The organism is Streptomyces sp. (assembly GCF_019510245.1).
Lineage (GTDB): Bacteria > Actinomycetota > Actinomycetes > Streptomycetales > Streptomycetaceae > Streptomyces.
Genome location: NZ_JAEKKT010000184.1, coordinates 1 through 25876 on the forward strand (window position 1 = coordinate 1; position 25876 = coordinate 25876).

18 protein-coding genes and 1 pseudogene are annotated in these 25876 nt (G+C 70.7%); 9 read left to right on the forward strand and 10 right to left on the reverse strand.

Going from position 1 to position 25876, the window contains the following annotated elements; all coding sequences use genetic code 11:
• The 3 genes and pseudogenes from JF597_RS36975 to JF597_RS36985 form a co-directional block, all read right to left on the reverse strand.
• Positions 1-1625: ABC transporter ATP-binding protein (locus JF597_RS36975; RefSeq protein WP_294005846.1), on the reverse strand; the 1625-nt coding region annotated here is incomplete at its 3' end.
• Between the two features lie 125 nt (positions 1626-1750).
• A pseudogene (locus JF597_RS36980) lies at positions 1751-2471 on the reverse strand (hypothetical protein).
• A 192-nt stretch (positions 2472-2663) separates the two neighbouring features.
• Complete coding sequence (locus tag JF597_RS36985; RefSeq protein ID WP_294005849.1) at positions 2664-3176, reverse strand: hypothetical protein; 513 nt, start codon at positions 3174-3176, stop codon at positions 2664-2666.
• Positions 3177-3290: 114 nt separating this feature from the next.
• Between JF597_RS36985 and JF597_RS36990 the strand changes: the two genes are divergently transcribed.
• The 7 genes from JF597_RS36990 (at position 3291) to JF597_RS37020 (ending at position 15558) form a co-directional block, all read left to right on the forward strand.
• Positions 3291-4136 carry a serine hydrolase gene (locus JF597_RS36990; RefSeq protein WP_294005852.1) on the forward strand — a complete coding sequence of 282 codons (846 nt, stop codon included), beginning with the start codon at positions 3291-3293 and terminating at the stop codon, positions 4134-4136.
• Positions 4137-4246: 110 nt separating this feature from the next.
• Positions 4247-5299 (forward strand): esterase-like activity of phytase family protein, encoded by a 1053-nt coding sequence (locus JF597_RS36995; protein ID WP_294005855.1) that lies wholly within the window; start codon positions 4247-4249, stop codon positions 5297-5299.
• 158 nt (positions 5300-5457) lie between these two features.
• On the forward strand, positions 5458-7815 hold the full coding sequence (locus JF597_RS37000; protein ID WP_294005936.1) for a glycosyltransferase family 39 protein: 2358 nt from the start codon (positions 5458-5460) through the stop codon (positions 7813-7815).
• A 134-nt stretch (positions 7816-7949) separates the two neighbouring features.
• Positions 7950-8756 carry an endonuclease gene (locus JF597_RS37005; protein WP_294005858.1) on the forward strand — a complete coding sequence of 269 codons (807 nt, stop codon included), beginning with the start codon at positions 7950-7952 and terminating at the stop codon, positions 8754-8756.
• A 104-nt stretch (positions 8757-8860) separates the two neighbouring features.
• The gene (locus JF597_RS37010; protein WP_294005861.1) at positions 8861-14389 is read left to right on the forward strand and encodes a metallophosphoesterase; all 5529 of its coding nucleotides are present in this window, start codon (positions 8861-8863) and stop codon (positions 14387-14389) included.
• Positions 14389-15066: an SLATT domain-containing protein gene (locus JF597_RS37015; protein ID WP_294005864.1), complete on the forward strand. Its 678-nt coding sequence runs from the start codon at positions 14389-14391 to the stop codon at positions 15064-15066. Before JF597_RS37010 ends, JF597_RS37015 begins: the two co-directional genes overlap by 1 nt.
• A 135-nt stretch (positions 15067-15201) precedes the next feature.
• The gene (locus JF597_RS37020) at positions 15202-15558 is read left to right on the forward strand and encodes a peptidase inhibitor family I36 protein (RefSeq protein WP_294005867.1); all 357 of its coding nucleotides are present in this window, start codon (positions 15202-15204) and stop codon (positions 15556-15558) included.
• On the opposite strand, the gene JF597_RS37025 is transcribed toward JF597_RS37020, so the two are convergent.
• The 3 genes from JF597_RS37025 to JF597_RS37035 all read right to left on the reverse strand — a co-directional run bounded on the left by JF597_RS37025 (position 15555) and on the right by JF597_RS37035 (position 19739).
• Positions 15555-17243 carry a thiamine pyrophosphate-binding protein gene (locus JF597_RS37025; RefSeq protein ID WP_294005870.1) on the reverse strand — a complete coding sequence of 563 codons (1689 nt, stop codon included), beginning with the start codon at positions 17241-17243 and terminating at the stop codon, positions 15555-15557. The genes JF597_RS37020 and JF597_RS37025 overlap by 4 nt on opposite strands.
• Complete coding sequence (gene speB, locus JF597_RS37030) at positions 17240-18208, reverse strand: agmatinase (protein WP_294005873.1); 969 nt, start codon at positions 18206-18208, stop codon at positions 17240-17242. The genes JF597_RS37025 and speB overlap by 4 nt, the downstream gene beginning before the upstream one ends.
• 67 nt (positions 18209-18275) lie before the next feature.
• On the reverse strand, positions 18276-19739 hold the full coding sequence (locus tag JF597_RS37035) for a sodium:solute symporter (protein WP_294005875.1): 1464 nt from the start codon (positions 19737-19739) through the stop codon (positions 18276-18278).
• A gap of 123 nt (positions 19740-19862) precedes the next feature.
• Here JF597_RS37035 and JF597_RS37040 point away from each other — a divergent pair, with 123 nt between their 5' ends.
• Positions 19863-21389: a PucR family transcriptional regulator gene (locus JF597_RS37040; protein WP_294005878.1), complete on the forward strand. Its 1527-nt coding sequence runs from the start codon at positions 19863-19865 to the stop codon at positions 21387-21389.
• A 65-nt stretch (positions 21390-21454) separates the two neighbouring features.
• Positions 21455-22243 (forward strand): phosphatase, encoded by a 789-nt coding sequence (locus JF597_RS37045; protein ID WP_294005881.1) that lies wholly within the window; start codon positions 21455-21457, stop codon positions 22241-22243.
• 100 nt (positions 22244-22343) lie between these two features.
• Here the strand turns inward: JF597_RS37045 and JF597_RS37050 are convergent, their stop codons facing one another.
• The 4 genes from JF597_RS37050 to JF597_RS37065 all read right to left on the reverse strand — a co-directional run bounded on the left by JF597_RS37050 (position 22344) and on the right by JF597_RS37065 (position 25838).
• Entirely contained in the window at positions 22344-22673 is a 330-nt protein-coding gene (locus tag JF597_RS37050) for a hypothetical protein (RefSeq protein WP_294005885.1), read from the reverse strand.
• Positions 22674-22797: 124 nt separating this feature from the next.
• Positions 22798-23769, reverse strand: coding sequence for a cation diffusion facilitator family transporter (locus JF597_RS37055; protein WP_294005888.1), 972 nt, complete (start codon positions 23767-23769; stop codon positions 22798-22800).
• 9 nt (positions 23770-23778) lie between these two features.
• The gene (locus JF597_RS37060) at positions 23779-24645 is read right to left on the reverse strand and encodes an acyl-CoA thioesterase II (RefSeq protein ID WP_294005891.1); all 867 of its coding nucleotides are present in this window, start codon (positions 24643-24645) and stop codon (positions 23779-23781) included.
• Positions 24646-24680: 35 nt separating this feature from the next.
• The gene (locus tag JF597_RS37065) at positions 24681-25838 is read right to left on the reverse strand and encodes an acyl-CoA dehydrogenase family protein (protein ID WP_294005894.1); all 1158 of its coding nucleotides are present in this window, start codon (positions 25836-25838) and stop codon (positions 24681-24683) included.
• Between the last annotated feature and the right edge of the window lie 38 nt (positions 25839-25876).

Here is a 25876-nt window from a genome sequence, read left to right on the forward strand (position 1 = left end):
GAGCGGCGGTGCGCGATGAGGAGGGTGGTGCGGCCCCGCATGACGTGCGCGAGGGCCTCGTGGATCTCGTGCTCCACGCGGGCGTCGACGGCGGAGGTGGCGTCGTCGAGGACGAGCAGGCGCGGGTCGGTGAGCAGGGCGCGGGCGAGGGCGATGCGCTGGCGCTGGCCGCCGGAGAGGGTGAGGCCCTGCTCGCCGACCTTGGTGTCGTAGCCGTCGGGCAGCTCGGCGATGAAGCGGTCGGCCTGGGCGGCGCGGGCGGCGGCGAGGATCTCGTCCTCGGTCGCGTCGGGTCGGCCGTACGCGATGTTGCTGCGGACCGTGTCGGAGAAGAGGAACGAGTCCTCGGGGACCAGGCCGATCGCGGCCCTGAGCGAGTCGTGGGTCAGTTCGCGGACGTCGTGGCCGCCGACCAGGACGGCGCCGTGGGTGACGTCGTAGAAGCGCGGCAGGAGGAGGGAGACGGTGGACTTGCCGGAGCCGGAGGAGCCGACGACGGCGAGGGTCTCGCCCGGCCGGATCTCGAAGCTGAGCCCCCGCAGGACCGGTCTGGTCTTGCCGGGGGCGCGGTCGTACCCGAACGACACGTCGTCGAACTCGACGGTCGCGGGCGCGTCGGCGGGGAGGGTCTTGGTGCCCTCCGTCAGGGTGGGCCGGGTGTCGATCAGCTCCAGGACGCGTTCAGTGCCGGCGCGGGCCTGCTGGCCGACGGTGAGGACCACGGCGAGCATCCGGACCGGGCCGACCAGCTGGGAGAGGTAGGAGGAGAAGGCGACGAAGGTACCGAGGGTGATGTGCCCCCGGACGGCGAGCCAGCCGCCGAGCGCCAGCATGGCGACCTGGCCGAGGGCCGGGACGGCCTGGAGGGCCGGGGTGAACCTGCTGTTCAGCCGGACCGTGCGCAGCCGCCCCGCGAAGAGCTTCCGCCCGACCTCCTTGAGCTTCCCGGTCTCCTGCTCCTCCTGCCCGAACCCCTTCACCACACGCACGCCGCTCACCGCGCCGTCGACCACGCCGGCCACGGCGGCGGCCTGGGCCTGGGCGTACCAGGTGGCCGGGTGCAGCTTGCTGCGGCTGCGCTTGGCTATCCAGTACAGGGCGGGGGCGACGGCGAGGGCGACCAGGGTGAGCGGTGGCGACAGCCACGCCATGATCGCGAGGGAGATCAGGAAGAGGAGGACGTTGCCGATGGTCATCGGCAGCATGAAGAGGAGCCCCTGGATGAGCTGGAGGTCGCTGGTGGCGCGCCCCACCACCTGGCCCGTGGACAGCTCGTCCTGCCGCCGTCCGTCGAGCCGGGTGAGCGTGTCGTACATCTCGGTGCGCAGGTCGTGCTGGACGTCGAGGGCGAGCCGTCCGCCGTAGTAGCGGCGCACGAAGGTGGCCGCGTAGACGAGGACGGCGGCGCCGATCAGGGCACCGGCCCAGGGCCCCATGCTCCGGCTGTGGGCACCGATGACGTCGTCGATGATCACCTTGGTGATCAGGGGGACGACGGCCAGCACCGCCATACCGGCCAGCGAGGCCCCGAGCGCGAGCACCACGTCCCTGGGATGACGCCATGCGTATCCCGCCAGCCTGCGCGCCCAGCCGCTCTGCCGCCGCTCCCCCTGTTGCGCTGCCACGCGGGTGCCCTTCGTTCGCCCTGGTCTTCCGCATGGCCACAACACGGAACGAAGCGGATTTCATCCCTCCGCAACAAACCGTCCGCAACAAAACAGGGGCGGCGGGCAGGGCGCCGGGCGGGCCGCTACTCGTGGGCGCTGATCACACCGCCGGCGCTGAGCACGATGTACACGCCGTTGGCGTCGAGCCCGGCGTCGTGCTGGTTCGCCTCCAGCGTGGCGTCCACCGAGCCGTCGTTGCCGAGGATCCGCGCGCGGTACCGGAGCTCGCCGACCTTGGTGACCTCGGCCGTCCAGCCGCCCGCGAGCTTGAAGGTGCCGGGCCCGGTGTGCCCGCCGCCCATCCAGGAGTGCACCTCGCCGCCCAGCGTGAGCACGACGAACATGTCGTTGGCGTCGAGTCCGGCGTCCGTCCCGCCGGTCTCCGTCGTGGCCAGGACCTCGCCGCGGCCGACGATCTTCGCGCGGTAGTGCTCGGCACCGAGCCGGTAGATCTCGGCCTTGCTGCCGTCCGCCAGGGTCTGGGTGCGGACCGGGGCGGCCGCCCTGCCCGTCGTGGCGGCCGGTGCGGCGGTACGGGACGGGGCGAGCGTCCGGGTCCGCACGTCGGCCGCGCCCTTGCCGGTGCCGGTGGCGGTCCCGGTGCCGGTGCGGGTATCGGTGCCGGTCGCCCCGGAGCGGCCCGCGGCGGTGGCGTGGGGGGGCGGCGGTGGCCTTCTGCTCCGGGCCGGCGGCGCCGTTCTTGCTGCCTCCGCCCTGGCAGTCGGTCAGCGAGAACGCCGTCGCGGCGGCGACGGCCACCAGGGCGGCGGAGCGGACGGTACGGCGGGCACGGCGCGTGGTCATCATCGGAAATCCCCCAGGAGTCGTCGGGACGCTCTGTCCTACGCCCGGTGAGATGGCGACCACGTGGGGTGTTGTTCATCGGGTTCCGTCCGCGTTCGGTCACAGGCGAACCGCCGGCCCGGTCCGGTTGCCTGACGTCCCGGGGCATCCGGACCCACCCCGGCGTCGCCCGCGGACTGCGGCGGAGCGGCTCTAGGATTCCGGCTGCCCGGACACGTTCTCGTGGCCGACGGTGATCGCCCAACGGACGCCCGCCGACGCGGTCACCCGCACCGTGCCCGGAGTGTGGGGGCGCGCCGTGCCGCCGTTCATGTTCATCGCGTTGCCGATGGTGCTGACCCGGCCGGCGACGCAGGCGAACGGGAAGCTGAAGCCGAGCGGCTCGACGGTGACGGTCAACTCGCCCTTGCCCACGCAGTTCACCAGGACGGACAGGGTGCCGCTGCCGACGCCGCCCTTGATCTCCATCTCCCGGCTCCCGGTGGCGTTCGCCGCCTGGGCGACGACCTCGCCGTCGGGGAACACCGGCGCCTTGGTGACGGAGTCGTACACCTCGACGGCGGAGGCCGGCGTCCCCGTGGCGGGAGCGGGCGACGAGGTCGCGGGGGCGGGCGCGGCGTGACCGGAGCCGCCGTCGCATCCGGCGGCGAACAGCACGGCCGCGGCCGCCGACACCGCCGCGGCCGGCACTCTCGGGTTTCTCATGAGCCTCATCCTCCGGCACGGGCGGGGCAGGACGGAGGGCGGCCCAGGTGACGGTTGCTTAAAGCCCCGACCGTTCGTACAACCATTCGCGCGAATCCGTGTGTCAACGGGGGTATGACTCACAGACGAAGGAGCGCGCTGGTCGCCACCGCGCTCGGCACCGGGTTTCTCATAGCCGGCGTGGCCGTCGCCGCGCCCGCCTCGGCCGCCGCGCCCGCCGTCAGCTGCACGTCGACCAAGGCGGCGCTCGCCACGAAGCTGAAGAAGGACATCACCGCGGCCATCGCGAACCGCAAGGGGACGATCGCCGTCGGCCTGTACGACCGTTCGACGAAGACGACCTGCACCCTCCGTTCCACCACGCGCTACGACTCGGCCAGCACGGTCAAGGTGACCGTCCTCGCCACGCTGTTGTGGGACGCGAAGAAGCACAACCGGTACCTGACCACCACCGAGCAGACGCTCGCCAAGGCCATGATCACCAAGTCGGACAACGACGCGACCACCAGGCTGTGGAGGCAGCTCGGCCTGACGAAGATCAAGGGCTTCCTGAGCGCCGCCGGGATGACGCAGACCACCCCGGGTGCCAACGGCTACTGGGGCCTGACCCAGATCGACGTACACGACGAGCAGAAGCTGCTCGCGCTCGTCACCGCCAAGAACACCGTGCTCAGCGACAATTCGCGGGCCTACATCCTGAAGCTGATGGGGCAGGTCATCTCGTCCCAGCGGTGGGGCACGCCGTACGGCGCCCCGTCCGGCGTCGCCGTGCACGTCAAGAACGGCTGGCTGCAGCGCGCCACGCACGGCTGGCGGGTGCACAGCCTCGGCACGTTCACCGGCGGCGGCCACGACTACCAGATGACCGTGCTGACCCAGGACAACAGCACCATGAGCTACGGCATCAACACCATCCAGGCCGTCGCGAAGGCCGTCCACAAGGACCTCGCGGCCTCCTGAGGCGGGACGGCGGGCCGCGTACCGAAGTGCGGCCCCGGCGGCCGGAGATCGACCCTTTCCTTCACGGGGCGGTCTCCACGTCGTCACCGGTTCCCCCTACGGTGACCGGCATGCGCCTGCGAACCGTACTCGCCACCGTCACCGCCGGCCTGGCGGCGGCCACCTGTCTGTCCGCCGCCGGGCCCGCCAACGCCGTCGCGACCGGGACCGACGCGACCAACGCCGCCGCGCACGCGTGTTCGTCCTCGGTCTCCCTCGACAGCTTCTCCGACGCCCTCGACAAGACGACCTTCGGCGGCTATTTCGTCGGCAACCTCTCCGCGCTCGCCGTGGACAGGGACGGCTCCCTGGCCGCCCTCGCCGACCGGTCCTACCTCTTCGACCTGGACGCGAAGACCCTCGCGCCGAAGAAAGTCGTCGGACTCGCCGACGAGAACGGCGCCGCGCTCGACTCCGAGGGCCTGGTCGTGGACCGGGACGGCACCCGCCTGGTCACCTCCGAGACCGAGCCCTCCGTCCGCCGCTACTCGGCGGACGGCAGGATCCTGGACCGCCTCCCCGTGCCCTCCTCCCTCCTGGTCTCCCCGGCCGGACGGGCCACCTCCAACCAGACCTTCGAGGGCCTGACCCTCCTCGACGGCGGCCGCACCCTGCTGGCCTCCATGGAGTACGCCGTCTCCGGCGACACCGCCGGGATCGTCCGCTTCCAGACCTGGCAGCGCACCAAGGGCGACCACTTCAGGCTGTCGGCCCAGTACGCCTACCGCACCGACGACCCGATCCTCGGCGTCCCCGAGGTGCAGGCGCTCCCCGACGGCCGGCTCCTGGTCCTGGAGCGCGGCTTCACCTCCGGCGTCGGCAACACCGTCCGCCTCTTCCTGGCCGACCCGCGGCACGCCACGGACACCAGCGGCATCGACAACCTCACCGGCCAGGCCGGGGTACGGCTGATCAGGAAGACCCTGCTCACGGACATCGCCACCTGCCCGTCGCTCGGCGCCACGGCCAAGCAGCCGCAGCCCAACCCGCTCCTCGACAACATCGAGGGCATGGCCGTCACCGGCCGCACCAAGGGCGCGTACAAGGTCCTCCTGGTCAGCGACGACAACCAGAACGCGGCGCAGACGACGCGGTTCTACCGGCTGTCGGTCCGCGTGCGCTGACACAGCGGCACTGCCGTACAGCGGTACTCCCGTGCTGCCGTACTGCGGTCACGGAGGGCGGTCGCACCGGCCGCCCTCTTACCGACATCTCACCCATCCACAGCCTGCGCCCAGGGTCGGCACAGCCCCCGCCCATCGGCCGCCCGCAGGGTGGGATGGTGACATCTGCCACCGATCCCGTCCCCCACTCGCCCGTGTCCCCCGACTGGGGCCCGCCCACGGCGACCGCCACGGCACCCCCGACGGCCACCCCCGCGGACTCCCTGCCGGACAGGGCGCCGCGCTGGTCGCTCCCCGCGCTGATCGCGATCCTGGTCCTGGCGGCGGTGCTCTACTCCTGGAACCTCTCCGGTTCCGACATGAACACCTTCTACAGCGGTGCCATCTGGGCCGGTACGAAGAGCTGGAAGGCCTGGTTCTTCGGTTCGCTGGACCCCGGCAACTTCCTGACCGTCGACAAACCGCCGTTCGCGCTCATGGTCATGGGCCTGTCCTGCCGCATCTTCGGCTTCGGCACCTGGCAGATGATGGCGCCCGAGGTCGTGGTCGCGCTCGCCACGATCTGGATCCTGCACTCCACCGTGAAGCGGGTGTGGGGACACGGGGCGGCGACCGTCGCCGCGCTGGTGCTGGCGCTGACCCCGATCACCGTCGCCATCAACCGCGACAACAACCCGGACACCATCCTGGTCTTCCTCATGGTGTCGGGTGCGGCGCTCGCCTTCCGCGCCACCCGTGACGAGAAGCTGCTCCCGCTGCTCGGCTCGGCGGCGTGCTTCGGCCTCGCCTTCAACACCAAGCTGCTCGCGGGCTGGATAGCGCTCCCGGCCGTCTTCGCGCTCTACCTCTACGCGTCGAAGGCCCCGTGGGTGAAGCGGGTCGTCAACCTGGCGCTCGCCGCGGCCGTCCTGGCCGTCTCCAGCTTCTGGTGGGCGGTCGCCGTCTCCCTGGTCCCGGCCTCCGACCGGCCGTACATCGGCGGTTCCACGGACGGCTCCGCCTGGGACCTGATCATGGGGTACGACGGTCTCGGCCGCGTCTTCGGCGGCGAGGGCAACGGCGGGGGCGGCGGGGGCGGAGGCGGCGGCTTCTCCGGCTCCGCGGGCCTCGGCCGGATGTTCAACGACATCCTCGGCGGCCAGATCTCCTGGCTGCTCCCCTTCGCGGGGATCGCGCTGGCCGGTGGCCTGGTGCTGTGCGGCCGCGCCCCGCGCACCGACCTGAGGCGGATGGCGCTGGTCCTGTGGGGCGGCTGGACCCTCCTGCACTACGTGATCTTCGCGACCGCGCAGGGCACCATGCACCCCTACTACACGACCGCACTCGCCCCCGGCATCGCGGTGCTGTGCGGCGGCGGTGGCGTGATGCTGCTGCAGGCCTTCCGCACCGACAAGCGCTGGATCTGGGTCCTCCCGGCCGCCTTCGGCGTGACCGGCATCTGGGCGATCGTGCTGCTGCGCCGGGCGTCGGACTGGAACACCTGGCTGTGGCCGGCGGTCGGCGTGCTGACCGTGGCCGGCATCGTGGGCATGATCCTCTTCCGGTCCGGCGACAAGGCCCGGCTGCTGGCCGCCGCGCTGGCGGCGGCCGTGGTCGCGGCGCTCGCGGGCCCGACGGCGTACGCGGCGAGCCTGCCGTTCGGCAGCAGCACCGGCGGCGGCATGCGCGGCGGTACGAACCCGACCGCCGGCCCGTCCACGGGCAGCGGCTTCGGCGGCGGCCCCGGCGGGGGCGGCGGCAACCGGAGCGGCGGCTTCCCGGGCGGCGGCGAGCTGCCGGGCGGCCAGAGCGGCCGGCAGGGCGGTGGCCAGAACAGCCGGGCCGGCGGCGAGACGGGCGGCGGCTTCCCGGGCGGCACGAACGGCGAGGCCCCGGGCGGTGGCACGAACGGCGGTGGCTTCCCCGGCGGCGGCAGCGGGCAGATGACGCCCGGCGGCGGCACCGGCGAACTCCCGAGCGGCGGTACCGGCAGCGGCGAACTGCCCGGCGGCACCGGGGAGATGCCCGATGCGGGCAACGGCAGCGGCACCACGCGCGGCGGTTTCGGCGGCGGCATGGGCGGTGGCGGAGGCATGGGCGGCGGCGTCGACAGCGACCTGATCGCCTACCTGAAGAAGCACATGGACGGCGCCACCTGGCTGCTGGCCGTCTCCAACTCGCAGTCCGCGGCGCAGATCGAACTGAGCTCGCAGGAGCCCGTGATCTCCATGTGGGGCTTCACCGGCTCCGACGAGGCGATGACCGTCGCCAGGCTGAAGGAACTGGTCAAGGCGGGCGAGTTGCACTACATCCAGGTCGGCGGTGGCGGCATGGGCATGGGCGGCAACAACACGCTCAGCTCGGCGGTCACCTCCTGGGTGGAGAAGAACGGCACGGCGGTGAAGGAGAGCGAGTACAGCAAGACCACGACGAACAGTTCGAGCTCGAGCTCGAAGTCGTCCTCGGCTTCTTCCTCCTCGTCCTCGCAGAGCACCACCTCCACGCTCTACCGGCTGGACCCGTCGGACGTCAGCTGACGCACCGGCAGCACCGAGGCCCCCGACCGCACGGTCGGGGGCCTCTTTTTACGTCCCGTTCACCTACCGGTCTTCATGTTCATGTCACCCTCCTTCTTGCCGCCTCGTCAACCCGCGTAGATGGGAAACTCTTTATGCTGGCGACACACATCCGGCGCTGGAAGTCGGTGGCCCTGGCGACCGCCGCCGTCCTGGTGGGCCTCACCGCCCCCGCGCTGACGGCGACCCCGGCCGCCGCCACGACCACCGCGTACGACTCGACGTACTACAAGAACGCGATCGGCAAGACGGGTACGAGCCTCAAGTCGTCCCTGCACACGATCATCAGCGCGAACGTCACGAAGCTGTCGTACTCGGCCCTGTGGGACGCCCTGAAGAAGACCGACCAGGACCCGAACAACAGCAGCAACGTGATCCTGCTGTACTCGGGCATCTCCCGCAGCAAGTCCCTCAACGGCGGGGACAGCGGCGACTGGAACCGCGAGCACGTGTGGGCGATCTCGCACGGCGACCTCACCACGTCCACCGGCCCCGGCACGGACCTGCACCACATCCGGCCCGAGGACGTGGCGGTCAACGGCAAGCGCGGCAACCTCGACTTCGACGAGGGCGGCTCCACCTTCACCAACAGCGGTGGCAGCAAGGTCGACTCGGACTCCTTCGAGCCCCGCGACGCGGTCAAGGGCGACGTGGCCCGCATGATCCTCTACATGGCCGTCCGCTACGAGGGCGACGACGGGTTCGCGAACCTGGAGCCCGACGACAAGGTCAGCAACGGCTCCAACCCGTACATCGGCAAGCTGTCCGTCCTCAAGCAGTGGAACGACGAGGACCCGCCGGACTCCTTCGAGGAGAACCGCAACGACGTCATCTACACCACCTACCAGCACAACCGGAACCCGTTCATCGACCACCCGGAGTGGGTCGACGCGATCTGGTAGGGGCGTTGAAACGACAGGCCGTGCGGGAATGCACCCGCACGGCCTGTCGTCGTTCGTCACTGCTCGCGCACATCCTGGGGCTGGGGACAACGTTCGCTAGTACCATGACCGCAGCGGGCGAGGGGGGCAATGTGCGCATTCTGCATCTGAGCGATCTTCACTTCGGCCAATCGAGTCAGCGCGCGGACTGGCGTGCCGTCATCGATGAGTTCATGGAGGACCTCAAGTACCTCACGGCGGAGACGCCCGTCCACCACGTCATCATCACGGGGGACATCGCCTTCGCCGGCGACCAACTCGACTACGCCAAGGCCTCGGAGTTCTTCACGCGGTTACGCGGCCAGCTCTCCGGGACCGGTCAAGAAGTCCCGCTGCTGCCTGTTCCGGGCAACCACGACCTGATCCGGCCTGCTTCCGGCAGCTTCCTCAGGGACGTGGCGGTCGCCAACCAGCGAGCCGTCATCGAGGGGTTGGAGAAGTCCTTCCGGGACAACACCCGAAACGACTACATCGTCGCGATCGAGAACGCCTTCAGCCCCTATACGGAATGGGCATCCCAGCTCCGGAGTCCCCAGGTGTCGTGGCGGCCAGGTGCCCTGCCGGGAGACGGCATAGCATATCTCGGCAGCGGCAAGGACAGAGTCGGACTCGTCGTTCTCAACTCGTCCCTCCTCGACCTCGCTGACGAAATCGGGGAAGGCCGGCTCGCACTGGTCGGTGAGCAGACCGAGGCCATCATGCGGATCGCGGACTCCGAGCCGCATCCTCCCACCGCGTACCTGCTCGCGACGCACCATCCACCGTCCTGGCTGGACGAGCAGAGCAAGGAGTTGCTGGACGGGCTGTGCGCGGCACTCAAGGTGGTCGCCCACCTGTTCGGCCATCGGCACATCGCGGAGTTCACCAGAATCGGGGACGGCACAGACCCCCAGCACCGATACCTCCTGCAAGGCCGTTCCTTCTTCGGAATGGAACGCCTCGGTGACGGAAAGACGGAACGACTGCACGGATACGCGCTGATCGACCTGGACCTGACGGCTGAACGGCCCCATCTGCGAGTGGCTCCGCGCGAGGCCCGCAAGCGGCCCACCGGGGGTATGCAGTTCACGTGCGAACGGAGCGAAGCGTGGTACGTGCCACGCGGTTCGGACTGGACCTCCGAGCAGCCGCTGAGAGCCGATATCCGGCAGTCCGTCATGCCGTCGGGTGCCGGCCGTGCCACGGCGGCGCGGCCCCGGACGTCGGCGACGGCCCAACCGGAGCCGATCCCGTCGGGGCCTTTCGAGCAGCTTCGGAACGAACTGCTCGACCTGGTCGGCACAGGTGTTCGGGACCGGTGGCGCATGCTGCCCGACGTGGGGACTCTTCTGCACAACGTACAGACCCTGGGCACCCTCAGCGGTGGCGAACTGTCACCCAGCAACTCGGAACTGCTCTACACCTGGGCGCTCGTCCTGCTGTCCCACGGCCGGACCGAACTCGGAGCACAGGACCTGGGCACTCTCGCGGAGGGAGAGATCCAGACTCCGTGGTCCCGTGACGTGATCGGAACCCTGTCGGCATACGACCGGCTCGTCGAGCGGGCCACCGACCACTCCGCGGACGCCGATACGCGCGAGGTCCTGGAAGAGTGGCTCGTTCGGGTAGTGGTCTCCGACAGCACGGTCCCCTGGGACCTGCAGGGCACCAAGGACCTGGCCCGTCGGCTGGCGGCGGCGCTGGAACGGCGCCCCGGCCACGTGCAGACACTCGCCGACCGGCTCCTGAGCGACGCCCGGAACCTTCAGGCGGGGACGTTTCCGCCGCACAAGGTGTCCGAGAGCTGGGCCTACGCACAGGAACTGCCCCAAACGCTCAACCATGTCCGGTATTCGATGGTCCTCCCGCTGTCGCTGACGCTGGCCGGGATGGAGTTCGACTACGTGCGGGACGGCCGTGAACTCGTCGAGCAGATCGGCATCGTCCACGGATTCGATCTCGCCGAGGTCCATCGGGACATCGCGGAACTGCGGTGGGTCGCCACCCCGGAAGGCGACGCCGATCTGATCGCGACCTGCTTCGACCCCGCCGTCGAGGCCGCCCTGCTGATCTACGCCGACCGGCTGCGCGGACTGGCCGAGCGGCTGCCCGCGTGCAGCGAGTCCCAGATCATCCGCCGGCACTACGCGACCCGTCTGCGGACCGAGGCGGTCCGTGCCCGCACGGTCAACGGCCAGGAGTCCTACGGCCGTCCGCTGACCCGTCTCGTTCTGGACACGGAGAAGATCCGTTCCCTGCTCATGGGAGAACAGCTCTACGGTCAGGCCCGCCTGGCCATCAGGGAGCTGTACCAGAACGCTCTCGACGCCTGCCGCTACCGCGAGATGCGCGGACGGCACTTCGAGATCACCGGCAAGTACCCGCGCGCCGCCTGGGCGGGCGCGATCCATTTGTCGGCGGTCTACGACGACAACGGATCGGTACCGGTGCTGGAATGCCGGGACAACGGCACCGGGATGTCCGTGGAGACTCTGCGCCGCTGCTTCCTCAACGCCGGAAACCGCTTCGTCGAGACTCCTGAGTTCGCCCGGGAACAGGCGGCCTGGCTGGCCGCGGATCCAGCCCTGAAGCTCGTGCCCAACAGCACCTTCGGCATCGGGGCGTACAGCTACTTCATGCTGGCCGACGCGGTCGAGGTGGTCACCCGGGTCGAGCACTCGGACGGCTCGTTGGGCAACACCGTTCGCCTGCAGATCAACGCCGGCTCGACGGTCGCCCGCATCCACGCGCATCCCGACGGCGACCAGCTGCTGCCGACCGGCGGCACGGTGGTCAGGCTGCATCTGCGGCCCGAATTCCGTAGCGTCAGCCGGCTCCAGCTGTCCAACTTCCTTGAGGAAGTGGTGATCCAGTCGCCGTTCGCCCTTCATGTCAGCGAGGGCAACGAGGAGTACGACCGGCCGGCCGGTGCGCTCTCACCCGGCGAGACGGCACAGACCCTGGCGTGGGAGAGCGAAGGGTCGCGGGCGTGGTGGCAACTGGGCCGGGGCAAGCTCCTGGCTGACGGCATCACGACGCCGGAGACGACCGTCGGCCTCATGACGAATCTTCACGGCAGCAAAAAGCCTGTCCTGCGCGTCGACCGCAACGCCGTGGTCCGCTGGGACGTGCCATGGGTCCTCGAGAGGACCGCCGAGAGCGCGGAACGCCTCGCCGAATGGCCGGATCTCTGCCTGGCCTGGTTGTGGCACTTCGCCGAGCGCAATCCCGTTCACGGGCAGCGCCTCTTCGACGAGTTGGTGAAAATCCGCAGCACCGTCCCGCTCGGGCAGAGCCGCCTGTGGGGACGCGAGGTGGATCTGACGCAGACCGGCTGCTTCCCGGGCGACCGCTATCTGCTGGCTCCGCTCCGCGACATGCGATGGCGCAGTGAGTATCCCGAGATCGAGATCCCGAACATCACCCGGCGCAAGGACAGGTACGGCGGCCTCACCGTCGCCTTTCCCTCGTGCCTGCGTCCCTGGCGCAGGAAGGTCTGGTTCGACCTCCTTCCGGAACTCTTCGAGGGCTTGCAGCAGACCGCCTGGGACCTGTCCGAAGAGTTCGTGGAGACGCTCTCGCCGGGTTCGGCACACAGCTTCCCGGTGTGGGAACCGGAGAACCTGGCGGACATCCTCCCGCCGGACGCCTTGGATGCCGCTCTCCTGGCCTCGCAGCCCGACGTGCTCTCCGTCTCGCTCCATACGCCCGACTCCGGGCACAGCGCCCCGCTCGATCTCGTGGCCCTCGTACACGGCGCGCACCGCTGTGAAATGTCCCTCGCCGAGGCGGTCCAGCGCGTGGGGCGCTTCGTGCGCTTCGGACTCAGGAACCTTCCCACCGTGCAGCCGGAGTCCTACGAGTACGTGCCCACCCGTACCGACTGCCAGCTCATCGCGAGTCTGGGCAGGACTCGGGTGGCGGACAGGGCGATCGACCGCCGGGACCTGCTGCAGCTGCTGCCCTTCTGCCAGGAGGCCGGTATCAGCATGGGCGAGGCCGTGGGAGACCTCAGGGAGCTGTCCCGGCGGCTGGGCATCGTCTGCGGCGACCCGGCCGCGGACGCCGACGACAAGTGGAAGGACCACGTGCCGTCGAGCCGGGAGGTGCGCTTCTTCGGCTTCGGCGAGTACGACCGCGGTCGGGAACTGCGGTACGGGCGGGGTACGCGGGCCGCGATCATCCGCGGGGCGCAGCGGGCGGGCATGATCCCGCGTGAGGTGGCCAGGATCGTCACGCGGTACGGCGCGTTCGACATGGTCCGTTACGCGGATTCCCTGACCTCCACCCACACCGGTGCGCCCAGTCAGGACCTCACCGCGTGGTCGGCCAATCTGGACCAGCGCGCGCCTTGGGTGGATGAGGAGGTCTTCCGCCGTGGGTACATGTCGGACAGCCCTTCGGAGCGCGACGAACTGCTGGGGCACGCGCTGTTCTACGCGGTTCTCAGCGGGGAGACCCTGCGTGCGGCGACCCGTCGAGTCGCCGCCTTTCCGGGGCTGAGTGAGGACCAGCGGCTGGACTGGGACGGTGTTCCGGACGTGGTGGCGGAGGAGGCCGACCTGGAGACCCTCCGCTCCCGCGTCGGACACACAAGTCAATATCAGGACAAACGGCTGGCAGGAGTGGGCCAGCAGGAGCTCGTACGGCGCCGCTGGTCACCGCTGGAACTCAAGGTGGCCGCGACGGAGACCAGCAGTCCGCTACGGCAGGTGTGGGAACGGCTGGAGAAGTTCCGCTACCTCGGTGTCGAGCTTCCCGAGTGCAGTCCCGAGGACATCGAGAACTACACGTTCTCCGACTTCGAATGGGAGCTGCTCACCACGAACGACCCGGGCATCGGTGCCTTCAACCGGTTCGGCGGGCACGACAGCGGGGACAAACGGCCCATCACGGGCCCGATCCCGGCCCGTCACGTCATGCAGACCTCGGCCGAAGAGAAGGTCCCGCTCGGCACTGCTGTGGAGAAGCTGCTGGCCATGCGGCACATCGGGGTGGAGGTCGGCTTCGGTGACCTCCCGGCCCGCCTCGAGACCTATGTCCTCAGCAAGGACGAGGTCGCCTTGGCATACCGGATGGCGCGTCTGAGCCTCGCGCACTCCATCCTCGAGTGGGCGTTCATGAGGCAGGTGTCCCTGTCCTACGTCTGCGATCTCGTCTCACCGTGGACGTCATGGCTGACCGGTATGCCCGAGGAATCGGTGACGACCGCGATCGAGACGATTCGCGCATCCTGCGGGGACCTCACGCCCCGGTACACGGACGTCTCCTTCTACGTCGCGGCCCTCGCGCAGACGCGCAGTCTGGGCAGGCCTCTCGACCGGCGTGCGCTCATCGTCCTTGCTGCACAGGCCAATGTGACCCTGGGGACCGCAGCCGCACGCGCCGAAGGGCTGCGTGGTCTGTTCGCGGCCGACGGGGTCGGCTTCGGAGCACTCGGGGGCATGGACCCGTACGACGGGACGGTTCCCGACCATCGACACGTCATCGTCGCCGTGCGGGACGTCCTCTCCGGCGAGCACCGGGCGGCCACGTTGACGCTCCTCGGCGTGGACGAGGAGACCTCCCGGGCGGTGCGGGGCTACCTCGGCCCAAGCAGCGGACAAGGAGTGTGATGCCGAGCCGTCGAGTACCCGATCTGCGTACCCAGCCCATCTCGGAAGTCGCTGTCTTCCAGGACTCGAGGTGCCAGGCGATCGCGGCGCTGTTCGCTCATGCGGAGAAGACCGCCCTTGACGCGATCGACTGGTATCTCGGCCGACGCCGTTTCTACGCCTACTGTTCGAGGGCTCTGCGTGCGATGGCGGCCCTGTGTGTGATCGCCGGAAGCCTTCTTCCGCTGATCGACAGCGCGACTCCCCACACCGTCAATCCGCAGTGGGGGTTCGTGCTCATCGGTCTGTCCGCGGGGTGCATCCTGTTCGATCGGGTCTTCGGTTTCTCCGCCTCGTGGTCCCGCTTCATGGGATGCCAGGTCCAGCTGCAGCGGATTCTCGCAGAGGCCTACATCATCTGGCAGCAGACCTGTTCTGAAATCGACACCGAATCCCCGACCAGCCACGACCGGCAACTGCTGATCGCCATCGCTGCGAATCTACTGCGCGGAGTGCGGGCCACCATTGAGGAGGAGACCCGCGCCTGGACCGGTTATCTTGCCGAAGGGCTTGAGGAGTTGACACGCTCGTCGGGCGGCCATGCCGGTTCCGCGGAAAAGCAGTCGCCGCGACCACAGGAGTTCTCCCCCCTGCCGGCACCGCGTCCCGGAGGCCAACCCCCTCCCGCATCCCGGTGATGTCGAACTACTAATTCACTCACACAGGTGCGGTTGATCTTGAGCTCGGGCGTGTCCCGGTGCTCGCGCCCGAGCATGGGGAGGCCCCCGGCAGTCCCGCCGGGGGCCTCCCCACTCCCCTTTCCGGAGAGTCCCGTGAAGCTGCGCACCTGGTCCCTCGCCGCCGCCCTCGCCCTGACCGCACTCGTCGTTCCCGCCCAGAGCGCCGCCGCCCACGCGGCCGCCGCCCCGTCCTGTCCCGACGGCTCGGTCTGCTTCTGGAGCGGCGAGGGCTTCGGCGGCGACTACTGGGAGTGGACGGCCCGCAGCGGCTACCGCGACATGCCGCCGAACCTCCACGACAACGTCGGCTCCTTCGTCGCCTCCACCCGCGCCTGCTTCGTCAACTGGGACCCGCAGGAGAAGCGCGACGTCTTCAACGGCGACTGGCGCTCCCAGTACCGCGGCGACTTCGGGGGGCGGATCGACGGGGTGGGGGCGGGGGCCTGCTAGTCCCCCAGGTGCGTCGGCGCGAACATCCGCAGCAGGGCGGGGAGTACGACGACCGAGGGGCCGGGGGCCGCGAACGCCTTCGCCAGGTCCGTCTCCAGGGTCTGCGGGGTCGTGCGGACCCCCGGCACCCCGAAGGACCCGGCCAGGGCGACGTAGTCGGGGCGGGACAGTTCCGTCGCCGTGGGCTCGCCGAAGGCGTCGGTCATGTACTCGCGGAGGATGCCGTAGCCGCCGTCGTCGACGATCAGCCAGGTGACCGGGAGGTCGTGCTGGCGTGCCGTCGCCAACTCGGCGATGGAGTAGAGGGCGCCGCCGTCGCCGGAGACCGCGAGCACCGGGCGGGTCGGGTCGGCGGCGGCCGCGCCGAGGGCCGCCGGGAAGCCGTAGCCGAGGCCACCCGCGCCCTGGGCGGAGTGCATGAGGTTCGGGGCCTGGGCGTCGAACGCCGACCAGGCCCAGTACGCCAGGATCGTCATGTCCCAGAAGGACGGGGAGCCGGCGGGCAGGGCCCGGCGGACCGACGCCAGCACGTCCTGTTCCAGGGTGAGTTCCTGGGCGGCGATGCGGTCGGAGACGCGCGAGAGCAGGTCGCGTACCCGGTCCGCCGCCTGGTCGTCCGCACGCGGGGTCACCGTCTCCAGGAGCGCCTGGAGGGCGAGCCGCGCGTCCGCGTGGATGCCCAGTGCCGGGTGGTTGGACTCCAGTTTGCCGAGGTCCGCCTCGATCTGGATCACCCGGCCGCGCGGCTTGAACGTGTGGTAGTTCGAGGAGAGTTCGCCCAGGCCCGAGCCGACCACGAGAAGGACGTCGGCGTCCTCCAGGAAGTCCGTGGTGTGGCGGTCCTCCAGCCAGGACTGGAGGGACAGGGGGTGGTGCCAGGGGAACGCGCCCTTGCCGCCGTAGGTGGTGACGACCGGAGCGTTCAGCGTCTCCGCCAGCTGCCGCAGCTTCCCCGCGGCGTCCGACCGTACGACCCCGCCGCCCGCGATGATCGCCGGGCGGGCCGCCCGGGACAGCAGGTCGGCCGCCACGGCGGTCAGTTCGGGACGCGGGGGGAGTTCCTCGGGCGCCGCGTCGACCGCCGTGACCACCGGGACCGAGGTCTCGGCGAGGAGGACGTCCTGCGGGATCTCCACCCAGACCGGGCCGTGCGGGGCGGTCAGCGCCGACTTCCAGGCCGCCGCGATCGCGGACGGGATCTGCGACTGGGTGCGGACGGTGTGGACCGACTTCACCACGCCCCGGAAGGAGGCCGCCTGGTCCGGGAGTTCGTGCAGGTAGCCGTGGCGGCCGCCGCCGAGGCCCGCGGTGGGGATCTGGCTGCTGATCGCGAGGACCGGCGCGGAGGCGGAGGCCGCCTCGTGCAGCGCGGCGAGCGAGGTCAGCGCGCCGGGGCCGGTGGAGAGGAGGAGCGGGGCCGCCTCGCCGGTGACCCTGCCGTACGCGTCCGCCGCGAAGCCCGCGTTGTTCTCCACCCGCAGGCCGACATAGCGCAGCGAGGAGCGGCGCAGGGCGTCGAACATGCCGAGCGCGTGCTGGCCGGGCAGCCCGAAGACGGTGGTCGCGCCGAGCCCGGCCAGGGTCTCCACGACCAGGTCCCCGCCGTTGCGGCCGGGGGGAGGGTTGAGCGCGGCCTCCGTCTGGGCGGGCGTCGGGCGGAGTACGAGGTCGTGGTCGTGGGTCACTTCGCGCGCGCCTCGGCAATCTGTCGGGTCATGATCGTGGTCAGTTCGTACGCCGTGTGCGAGGCCGCCACCGAGGTGATCTCGGCGTGGTCGTACGCGGGGGCCACCTCGACGACGTCCGCCGAGACGAGGTGGCAGGAGGAGAGTCCGCGCAGGATCTCCAGCAGTTCCCTGGAGGTCATACCACCCGCCTCGGGCGTGCCGGTGCCCGGGGCGTGCGCGGGGTCCAGACAGTCGATGTCGATCGAGATGTAGAGGGGACGGTCACCGATGCGCTGACGCAGCTGGTCGGCCACCTCGTCGGCGCCCCGGCGGTAGATGTCCGCGGAGGTCACGATGCCGAAGCCCATCTTCTCGTCGTCGGTGAGGTCCTGCTTGCCGTAGAGGGGGCCGCGGGTGCCGACGTGCGAGAGGGCCGAGGTGTCGAGGATGCCCTCCTCCACGGCCCGGCGGAACGGGGTGCCGTGCGTGTACTCGGCGCCGAAGTAGGTGTCCCAGGTGTCCAGGTGGGCGTCGAAGTGGAGGAGCGCGACCGGGCCGTGCCGCTTCGCGACCGACCGGAGCAGGGGCAGGGCGATGGTGTGGTCGCCGCCCAGGGTCATCAGGCGGGCGCCGGTGCCGAGGAGGTCGTCGGCGGCGGCCTCGATCGTCTCGACCGCCTCGTTGATGTGGAAGGGGTTGACGGCGATGTCACCGCCGTCCGCGACCTGGGCGAGGGCGAAGGGAGACGCGTCCTGCGCCGGGTTGTAGGGGCGCAGCAGCCGGGACGCCTCGCGGATGGCGTTGCCGCCGAAGCGGGCGCCGGGCCGGTACGAGACGCCCGAGTCGAACGGCACGCCCACCACCGCGACGTCGGCGCGGCCGACCTCGTCGAGGCGGGGCAGCCGGGCGAAGGTCGCGGGACCGGCGTACCGCGGTACACGGGAGGAGTCGACGGGGCCGCGGGGCGTCTCGTTGCTGCTCATGAGGGTGCTGCCTTCTTCCTACGCTTCGTCGCGTACGTACCGCTATGCACTGCTTCCGGCTACGACTCTACTGGTGGGCCGGGACCGGTTCGGACACGAGTTCGGGGGCGCCCCGGCCCGCGAGCCGCTCCCGCCAGTTCGCCAGCACGGCCGCGTCGGTGGGCCTGGTGGCCAGGGAGACGGCGACGTAGGCGACGAGGGAGGAGAGGAGGCCGTAGTAGACGGGTTCGTTGGCGAGGATGCCGTAGCCCGCCATCAGGCCGATCACCGCGAGGCCGCCCACGGTCACGGCGGCGAGGGCGCCCTGGACCGTGCCGCGCTTCCACAGCAGCCCGCCGAGGATCGGGACGAGGAGGCCGCCGACGAGCAGGTTGTACGCCACGGTCAGCGCCTCGACCACGTCGTTGAGGGCGATGGCCGTGCCGATCACCCCGACACCCATGACGAGGATGAAGACCCGGTTGCCCCGCACCTCGTCGTGCTCCCGTTCACCGGAACCGGCCCGCCCCCGCAGCCGCGACCAGATGTCGTTGTTGGCGACGGTCGCGCAGGCGATCAGCGCGCCGGAGGAGGTCGACATCACGGCCGCGAGCGCGGCGGCCAGCACCAGCCCCCGGACGCCGACGGGGAGTTCGTCCTTGACGATGGTCGCGAAGGCGTCGTCCGGGCTGCCGAGCTTCGGGTACAGCACCTTGGCCGCCGTCCCGATCACCGCACCGGCAAGGGCGTACACCAGGCAGTACGTGCCGGCCACCGTGCCGCCCCACTTCGCCGTCCGGTCGCCGCGCGCGGTGAACACGCGCTGCCAGATGTCCTGGCCGATGAGCATGCCGAACGTGTAGATGAGGACGTAGGTGAAGATGGTCTCGCCGCCGATGCCCAGCGGGTCGAAGTACGTCGTCGGCAGCTTCGCCTTCATCTCGCTGAAGCCGCCCGCCTTCACGACGGCGATGGGGAGCAGGAGCAGCAGCACGCCGATCGTCTTCACCACGAACTGGACCATGTCCGTCAGCGTGATCGACCACATGCCGCCGAGCGTCGAGTAGGCGACGACGATCGAGCCGCCGATGACGATCGCGACGGTCCGGTTCATGTCGAAGAGGACGTCGAAGATCGTGGCGTAGGCGATGGTCGAGGTGACGGCGAGCATGAGCGTGTACGCCCACATGACCACGCCGGATATGACGCCGGCCCGGCCGCCGTACCGCAGATCCAGCATCTCGGAGACCGTGTAGACCTTGAGGCGGGCGATCCGGGCCGAGAAGAAGACCGACAGCGCGAGCAGCCCGAGCCCGATCGTGAAGACCATCCACGCGCCGGACAGCCCGTACTGGTACCCCAGTCCCACGCCGCCGATGGTGGACGCGCCGCCGAGGACGATCGCGGCCATGGTGCCGGAGTACATGGCGGGCCCGAGCCGGCGCCCGGCGACCAGGAAGTCGCTCTTCGACCTGGCACGGCGCATGCCCCACCAGCCCATGGCCAGCATGCCGGCCAGGTACAGGACGATCACGGTGTAGTCGACGGCCACAGGGCCCTCCTTCGGTGGGGTCTCGCCGGTGGGTGACGTGCATCGACACTAGGTGGCCGGAAAGCGACTGCGAAGTGTACGTTTCATCCATTCGAGCCGTACGGGACAGAGGAAACGCACACCATGCCGGACCCCACGGTTCCCCCCACGCCCCCCGTGCCCCTCGCCGCCCTCCTGGCCCGCGAGGACCTCGCCCTGCGCCAGATCGCCGGACCGTCCGGCCCCTCCCTCGTCGTCCACGCGGCGCACACCTCGGAGATGGCCGACCCGTACCCGTACCTGCTGGGCGGCGAGCTGCTGCTGACGGCCGGGGTGCACGTCCCGGACGCGGCGGGCTCGGGCACATACTTCGACGACTACGTCTCCCGGATCGTCGCGGCGGGCGGCGCCGCCCTCGGCTTCGGGCTGGCCCCCGTGCACGACACGGTCCCGCGCGCCCTGATCGAGGCCTGCGACAGCCACGGCCTGCCGCTCGTCGAGGTCCCGCCGCAGACCCCCTTCACCGCCGTCGCCCGCGCGGTCTGGCAGCTGCTGGCCCAGGCCCGCCTGGCCGAGCTGCGCCGCGTCACGGAGGCCCAGCAGAGCCTGGCCGCCGCCGCGGCCCGCCCCGACCCGGTGCCGTCGGTCCTGCGGCAGCTGGCCCAGCGGTTGGGCGGCTGGACGGCCCTGTACGGCCCGGAGGGCACGGAGATCGCCTCGGCGGGCCGGCGGCCGGTGGCACCGCTGACCGCCGCCCTGGCCGAGCTCGCGGAGGTGGTACGCCCGTCCGGCCCCGGCACCCCCACCTCCGCCACCCACGCCACCGTCGGCACCCACCTCGCGGCCTACACCCTCAGCACCGGCTTCGCACTCGGCGTGGCCACCCCGACCCGCGAACCGGGCGACCACACCATCGCCTCGGTGGCCACGGTCCTGCTCACCCTCCTCACCGGCGAACAGCAGAGCGGCTCGGGCGCGGCCCGTACGTCAGCACTCGTACGACTCCTGCTGGGCGGTACGGCGGAGGAGGTGGCGCCCCTGCTGGGCGGACGGGACAGCTGGTTCGTCATACATGCCTGCCCGAACGGCCAACGCGACCGTGCCAACCTTCTTTCAGGGGCGCGGCGAACTGCGCGACCAGCCCCCGCGCACCCGCAGCCGCCCGACCTCCTGGCCGCCACCGCTCTGGGCGCCGCACTCGGCTCGCCCCTCATCGACCCCGTAGGGGACATCGTCCAAATCCTGGTCCCCGCCGACCGGACACCTCAGCCGCAGCCCGGCTGGACCCTCGGCGTCAGCGCCCTTGCACCCTCGCACCAGCTGGCCCTCGCCGACACCCAAGCGGCCCGCGCCCTCGCCCGCGCCCGGGCGACCCGCACCCCCCTCGTCCGCCACCGCACCCGCCCCGCCCTCGACGACCTCGTTCCGGAGGAAGAGGCGCAGGCCCACGCCCGTGCCCTCCTCGCCCCCCTCGCGGAGCACCCCGCCCTCGTCGACACCCTGCGCACCTGGCTGTCGCTGCACGGCAGTTGGGACCGTACGGCGGTCGCCCTGTCCGTCCACCGCAACACCGTGCGGCAGCGCATCGCCCGCTCCGCGGAGCTCCTGGGCGCCGAACTCGACGATCCCGACGTACGGATGGAGCTGTGGTTCGCCCTCCGGCAGGAGTGAGTGACGCACGTCCCAGCGGGCGATACGCAGGGCGAACGCCCAGCGCCCTGCCTCACAATGGAGCCATGCCGATACCCGGGACGCCCAGCCGCGCCGAGCTCGTAGAGCACCTTGTGAAGACCCGTATCGCGGGCGACGTCGCCACCCCCCGCGAGAACAACCTGCTCCACTACCGCAAGCTGGCCAACGGCGAGCGCAACTGGTGGCTGGGACTGGAACTCGGCGACCGCTGGACCGACGAGCAGGACGTGCTGGCCGTGATGGCCGAGCGGGTCGGGGTGAACGACGACCCCGAGTACCGGTACGGCCAGGACACCATCGACCCCGAGCTGACCGTGGACGGCCTGGACCGGCTGGCGGCGCGGCTGCGCAAGGCGGCCGAGGGGCGGCAGCGGGTGCTGTTCGCGACGGGTCACCCGGGCGGCCTGCTGGACGTGCACCGGGCGACGGCGGCCGCGCTGCGCACCGCCGGCTGCGAGATCGTGGTGATCCCGGACGGGCTGCAGACGGACGAGGGGTACGTCATGCAGTTCGCCGACGTGGCCGTCCTCGAACACGGGGCGACACTGTGGCACACGCACTCCGGGGAGCCGATGAAGGCCATCCTGGGCGGCCTGGAGCGCGAGGGGCGGCCGCGGCCCGACCTGGTCGTCGCCGACCACGGCTGGGCCGGCTACGCGGCGCAGGTGGGCCTGGACTCGGTCGGATACGCGGACTGCAACGATCCGGCGCTGTTCCTCGCCGAGGCGGAGGGCACCCTCCAGGTGGCCGTACCGCTCGACGACCATGTGCTCAGCCCGCGGTACTACGATCCGGTGACCGCGTACCTGCTGGCCGGGGCGGGACTGGCCTGACCTGCCGATGTGCGGCCCCCGGCAGCGGGAGCCGCACATCGTGATGTGGCCCTAAACCCTGGATGAGACCCTGGACGGCTGGTCTGCGGTCGCTGGTCGCTCAGAACCCCAGGCCGCCGAAGCCGAAGCCGCCGTAGCCGAGGCCGCCGAAGCCGGCGACACCGACGGTGGGCACGACCACTACGGGGACGACGGCGACGGTGGCGGGGTAGTACCCGTATCCGTAGCTTCCGTATCCGTAGCGGCAGTTGTTGAACCCGCCCCGGTAGCCGTTGCAGCCGCCGAAGCCGCCGCCACCGGTGACGATGGACTGGTGAGTGGAGGCGGGGGCCGCCGAGGCGGTGCCCGCGGCGCCGATCGCGGCTCCACCGGCCAGCAGCAGGCCGGCGGCGGATATCGCGGCGATGCGCCTCGCGCGCTGTACTCGCATGGGAAATACCTTTCTGCCGGACTCACGTCCGCTACGCGGCACGTCCGCTATGCGGCACATGCACTAGTGCGGCATTTCACTCATAGAGCTTAATTCCGGATAAAGGCGACGGCACGTCGGGCGATCACCGCTCGTGATCCCCGGAGCTCACCGGCCCCGGAGTGGGGTCCAGATACACCCGGCCGATCGCGGGGAACGCGGCCCGCAGCCGCTGCTCGGCCCGCTCGCAGGCCCACTCGATCTCGGCCGCCGTGGACACGTCCCGGAAGTCCACCTTGGCGGCGACCAGTGCCTCGTCCGGGCCCTGCACCAGCGTGGTCAGCTCCAGTACGGCGACGATGTGCTCGGAGTCCAGCAGCTCGGCGCGGATCCGCTCCCGCACGGGCTTCGGCAGCGGCCGCCCGATGAGCAGCTCGGCGTTCGACCGGCCCAGCACCCAGGCGACGTACAGCAGGAGCACGCCGATGAGGAGGGAGGCGAGGCCGTCCCAGACGCCGGAGCCGGTGAGCTGGCCGCCGAGCAGGCCGCCGGCCGCGAGCACCAGCCCGACGAGCGCGGCCGAGTCCTCCATCACCACGGCCTTCACGGCGGTGTCCGGGGTGTGCCGCAGGTACAGCCTGAACGGCGCCCTGAAGCGGGCCGCCTCCCCGCGCGCCTGCCTGAGGCCCGTGCGCAGCGAGAAGCCCTCCAGTACGAACGCGACGACGAGCACGACGTACGACACCAGCGGGTCGCCCGGCTTCTCCCCCACCGCCAGGGTGTGGATGCCGTCGTAGAGGGAGAAGACCGCGCCGCCGACGAAGGTGGCGACGGCGGCGAGCATGGCCCAGATGTACCGCTCGGGGCCGTAGCCCAGCGGGTGCTCCTCGTCGGCCGGCTTCCCGCTGCGCTTGAGGGCGGTGAGGAGGAGCAGCTCGGTGACGGTGTCGGCGACCGAGTGCGCCGCCTCGGAGAGCATCGCGCTGGAGCCGCTGAGGACTCCGGCGACCGCCTTGGCGAGCGCGATCCCGAGGTTGGCGACGGCGGCGACGATCACCGTCATGGTGCTCTCGCCGCCGCCGTGCGGGGTCTGTCCGGGGTGTTCGCCGTGGGCCATGCCCCAGTTCTACCTGGGGACCCGGACCACACCCTCCTGGATCACGGAAATCGCGAGTGAACCGTCCCGGGTGTAGATCCGCGCCTGGCCGAGCCCGCGGCCGCCGTGCGCGGACGGCGACTCCTGGTCGTAGAGCAGCCACTCGTCGGCGCGGAACGGCCGGTGGAACCACATGGCGTGGTCGAGGGAGGCGCCCACCACGTCCCCGACCGCCCAGCCGCCGCGGCCGTGCGCGAGCAGGACGGAGTCGAGGAGGGTCATGTCGGAGACGTAGGTCGCGAGGACGACGTGCAGCAGGGGGTCGTCGGCGAGCTTGCCGTTGGTGCGGAACCACACCTGGCTGTGCGGCTCGCGCGGCTCGCCGTACTTGCCGAACGGCGGCTCCTCGACGTACCGCAGGTCGATCGCCTCGCGGGCCTCCAGGAACTTCTCCACGACGGCCGGATCGAGGTGGTCGTAGTCGCGGAAGCGGTCCGCCGAGGTGGGCAGGGTCGCCGGGTCGGGGGCCGCGGGCATCGGGGCCTGGTGGTCGAGGCCCTCCTCGTCCAGCTGGAAGGAGGCCGACAGGGCGAAGATCGGCCGGCCGTGCTGGACGGCGATCGCGCGCCGGGTGGTGAAGGAACGGCCGTCGCGGATGCGCTCGACGGTGTACACGATGGGTGCGCCCGGGTCGCCGGGACGCAGGAAGTACGCGTGCAGCGAGTGGGCGTGCCGGTCCGCCGGGACGGTGCGCCCGGCGGCGACCAGCGCCTGGGCCGCGACCTGTCCGCCGAAGACGCGCGGGACGACGGCGGACCGGGACTGACCGCGGAAGATGTTCTCCTCGATCTGCTCCAGGTCGAGCAGGTCGAGGAGATCACTTAGTGCCTGGTTCATGGCACCTTTTCTACTGGCGGGTTGTTGCGGTGGCCCTACAGACCCATGTCCTTCGCGATGATCGTCTTCATGATCTCGCTGGTGCCGCCGTAGATGCGGTTGACGCGGTTGTCCGCGTACAGGCGCGCGATGGGGTACTCGTTCATGAAGCCGTAGCCGCCGTGCAGCTGGAGGCAGCGGTCGATCACGCGGTGCGCGACCTCGGTGGTGAACAGCTTGGCGCTGGCGGCCTCGGCGGGGGTCAGCTCACCGGCGTCGAGAGCCTCCGTCGCCCGGTCGACGACGGCCTCGGCGGCGTCCACCTCGGCCTGGCAGGCGGCCAGCTCGAACTTGGTGTTCTGGAAGGCGGCGACGGGCTGGCCGAAGACGACGCGCTCCTGCACGTACTGCTTGGCGAACCGGACGGCGGCCTTGGCCTGCGCGTAGGCGCCGAAGGCGATGCCCCAGCGCTCGGAGGCGAGGTTGTGGCCGAGGTAGTAGAAGCCCTTGTTCTCCTCGCCGAGGAGGTCCTCGACCGGCACCTTGACGTCGACGAACGCGAGCTCGGCGGTGTCGGAGGTCTTCAGGCCCAGCTTGTCGAGCTTGCGGCCGACCGAGTAGCCCTCCGCCTTCGTGTCGACCACGAACAGGGAGATGCCGTGCCGGCGGTCCTCCTTGGTGGGCGCGGAGGTCCGGGCGCACACGATCATGCGGTCGGCGTGCACGCCACCCGTGATGAAGGTCTTGGCGCCGTTGAGGACGTAGTGCGTGCCGTCCTCGCTGAGCTTGGCGGTGGTCTTCATGCCCGCGAGGTCGGAGCCGGTGCCCGGCTCGGTCATCGCGATCGCCCACATCTCCTCGCCGGAGACGAACTTCGGCAGGTAGCGCTTCTTCTGCTCGTCCGTCGCCAGCAGCTTTATGTACGGCAGGCCGAGCAGCACGTGCACGCCGGAGCCGCCGAAGGCGACGCCCGCGCGGGCGGTCTCCTCGTACAGGACGGCCTCGAACTTGTAGGAGTCGATGCCGGCGCCGCCGTACTCCTCGTCGACGCGGATACCGAAGACGCCGAGCTCGGCGAGCTTGTAGTAGAAGTCACGGGGGGCCTGGCCCGCGGCGAACCACTCGTCGTACACGGGTACGACCTCGGCCTCGATGAAGGCGCGGATGGTCTCCCGGAACGCCTCGTGATCCTCGTCGAACAACGTACGGCGCACGGCCGCCACCTCCAGGACTTCGGCATGTCTAAGCGCTT

Excerpts from the sequence above, each read along its gene's own strand:
- JF597_RS36995 (WP_294005855.1), top strand. The coding sequence starts at position 4,247 with ATGCGCCTGCGAACCGTACTCGCCACCGTCACCGCCGGCCTGGCGGCG.
- JF597_RS36985 (WP_294005849.1), bottom strand. The coding sequence starts at position 3,176 with ATGAGAAACCCGAGAGTGCCGGCCGCGGCGGTGTCGGCGGCCGCGGCC.
- JF597_RS37010 (WP_294005861.1), top strand. The coding sequence starts at position 8,861 with ATGACCGCAGCGGGCGAGGGGGGCAATGTGCGCATTCTGCATCTGAGC.
- JF597_RS37045 (WP_294005881.1), top strand. The coding sequence starts at position 21,455 with ATGCCGATACCCGGGACGCCCAGCCGCGCCGAGCTCGTAGAGCACCTT.
- JF597_RS37015 (WP_294005864.1), top strand. The coding sequence starts at position 14,389 with ATGCCGAGCCGTCGAGTACCCGATCTGCGTACCCAGCCCATCTCGGAA.
- speB (WP_294005873.1), bottom strand. The coding sequence starts at position 18,208 with ATGAGCAGCAACGAGACGCCCCGCGGCCCCGTCGACTCCTCCCGTGTA.
- JF597_RS36990 (WP_294005852.1), top strand. The coding sequence starts at position 3,291 with ATGACTCACAGACGAAGGAGCGCGCTGGTCGCCACCGCGCTCGGCACC.
- JF597_RS37005 (WP_294005858.1), top strand. The coding sequence starts at position 7,950 with ATGCTGGCGACACACATCCGGCGCTGGAAGTCGGTGGCCCTGGCGACC.
- JF597_RS37055 (WP_294005888.1), bottom strand. The coding sequence starts at position 23,769 with ATGGCCCACGGCGAACACCCCGGACAGACCCCGCACGGCGGCGGCGAG.
- JF597_RS37040 (WP_294005878.1), top strand. The coding sequence starts at position 19,863 with ATGCCGGACCCCACGGTTCCCCCCACGCCCCCCGTGCCCCTCGCCGCC.
- JF597_RS37050 (WP_294005885.1), bottom strand. The coding sequence starts at position 22,673 with ATGCGAGTACAGCGCGCGAGGCGCATCGCCGCGATATCCGCCGCCGGC.
- JF597_RS37060 (WP_294005891.1), bottom strand. The coding sequence starts at position 24,645 with ATGAACCAGGCACTAAGTGATCTCCTCGACCTGCTCGACCTGGAGCAG.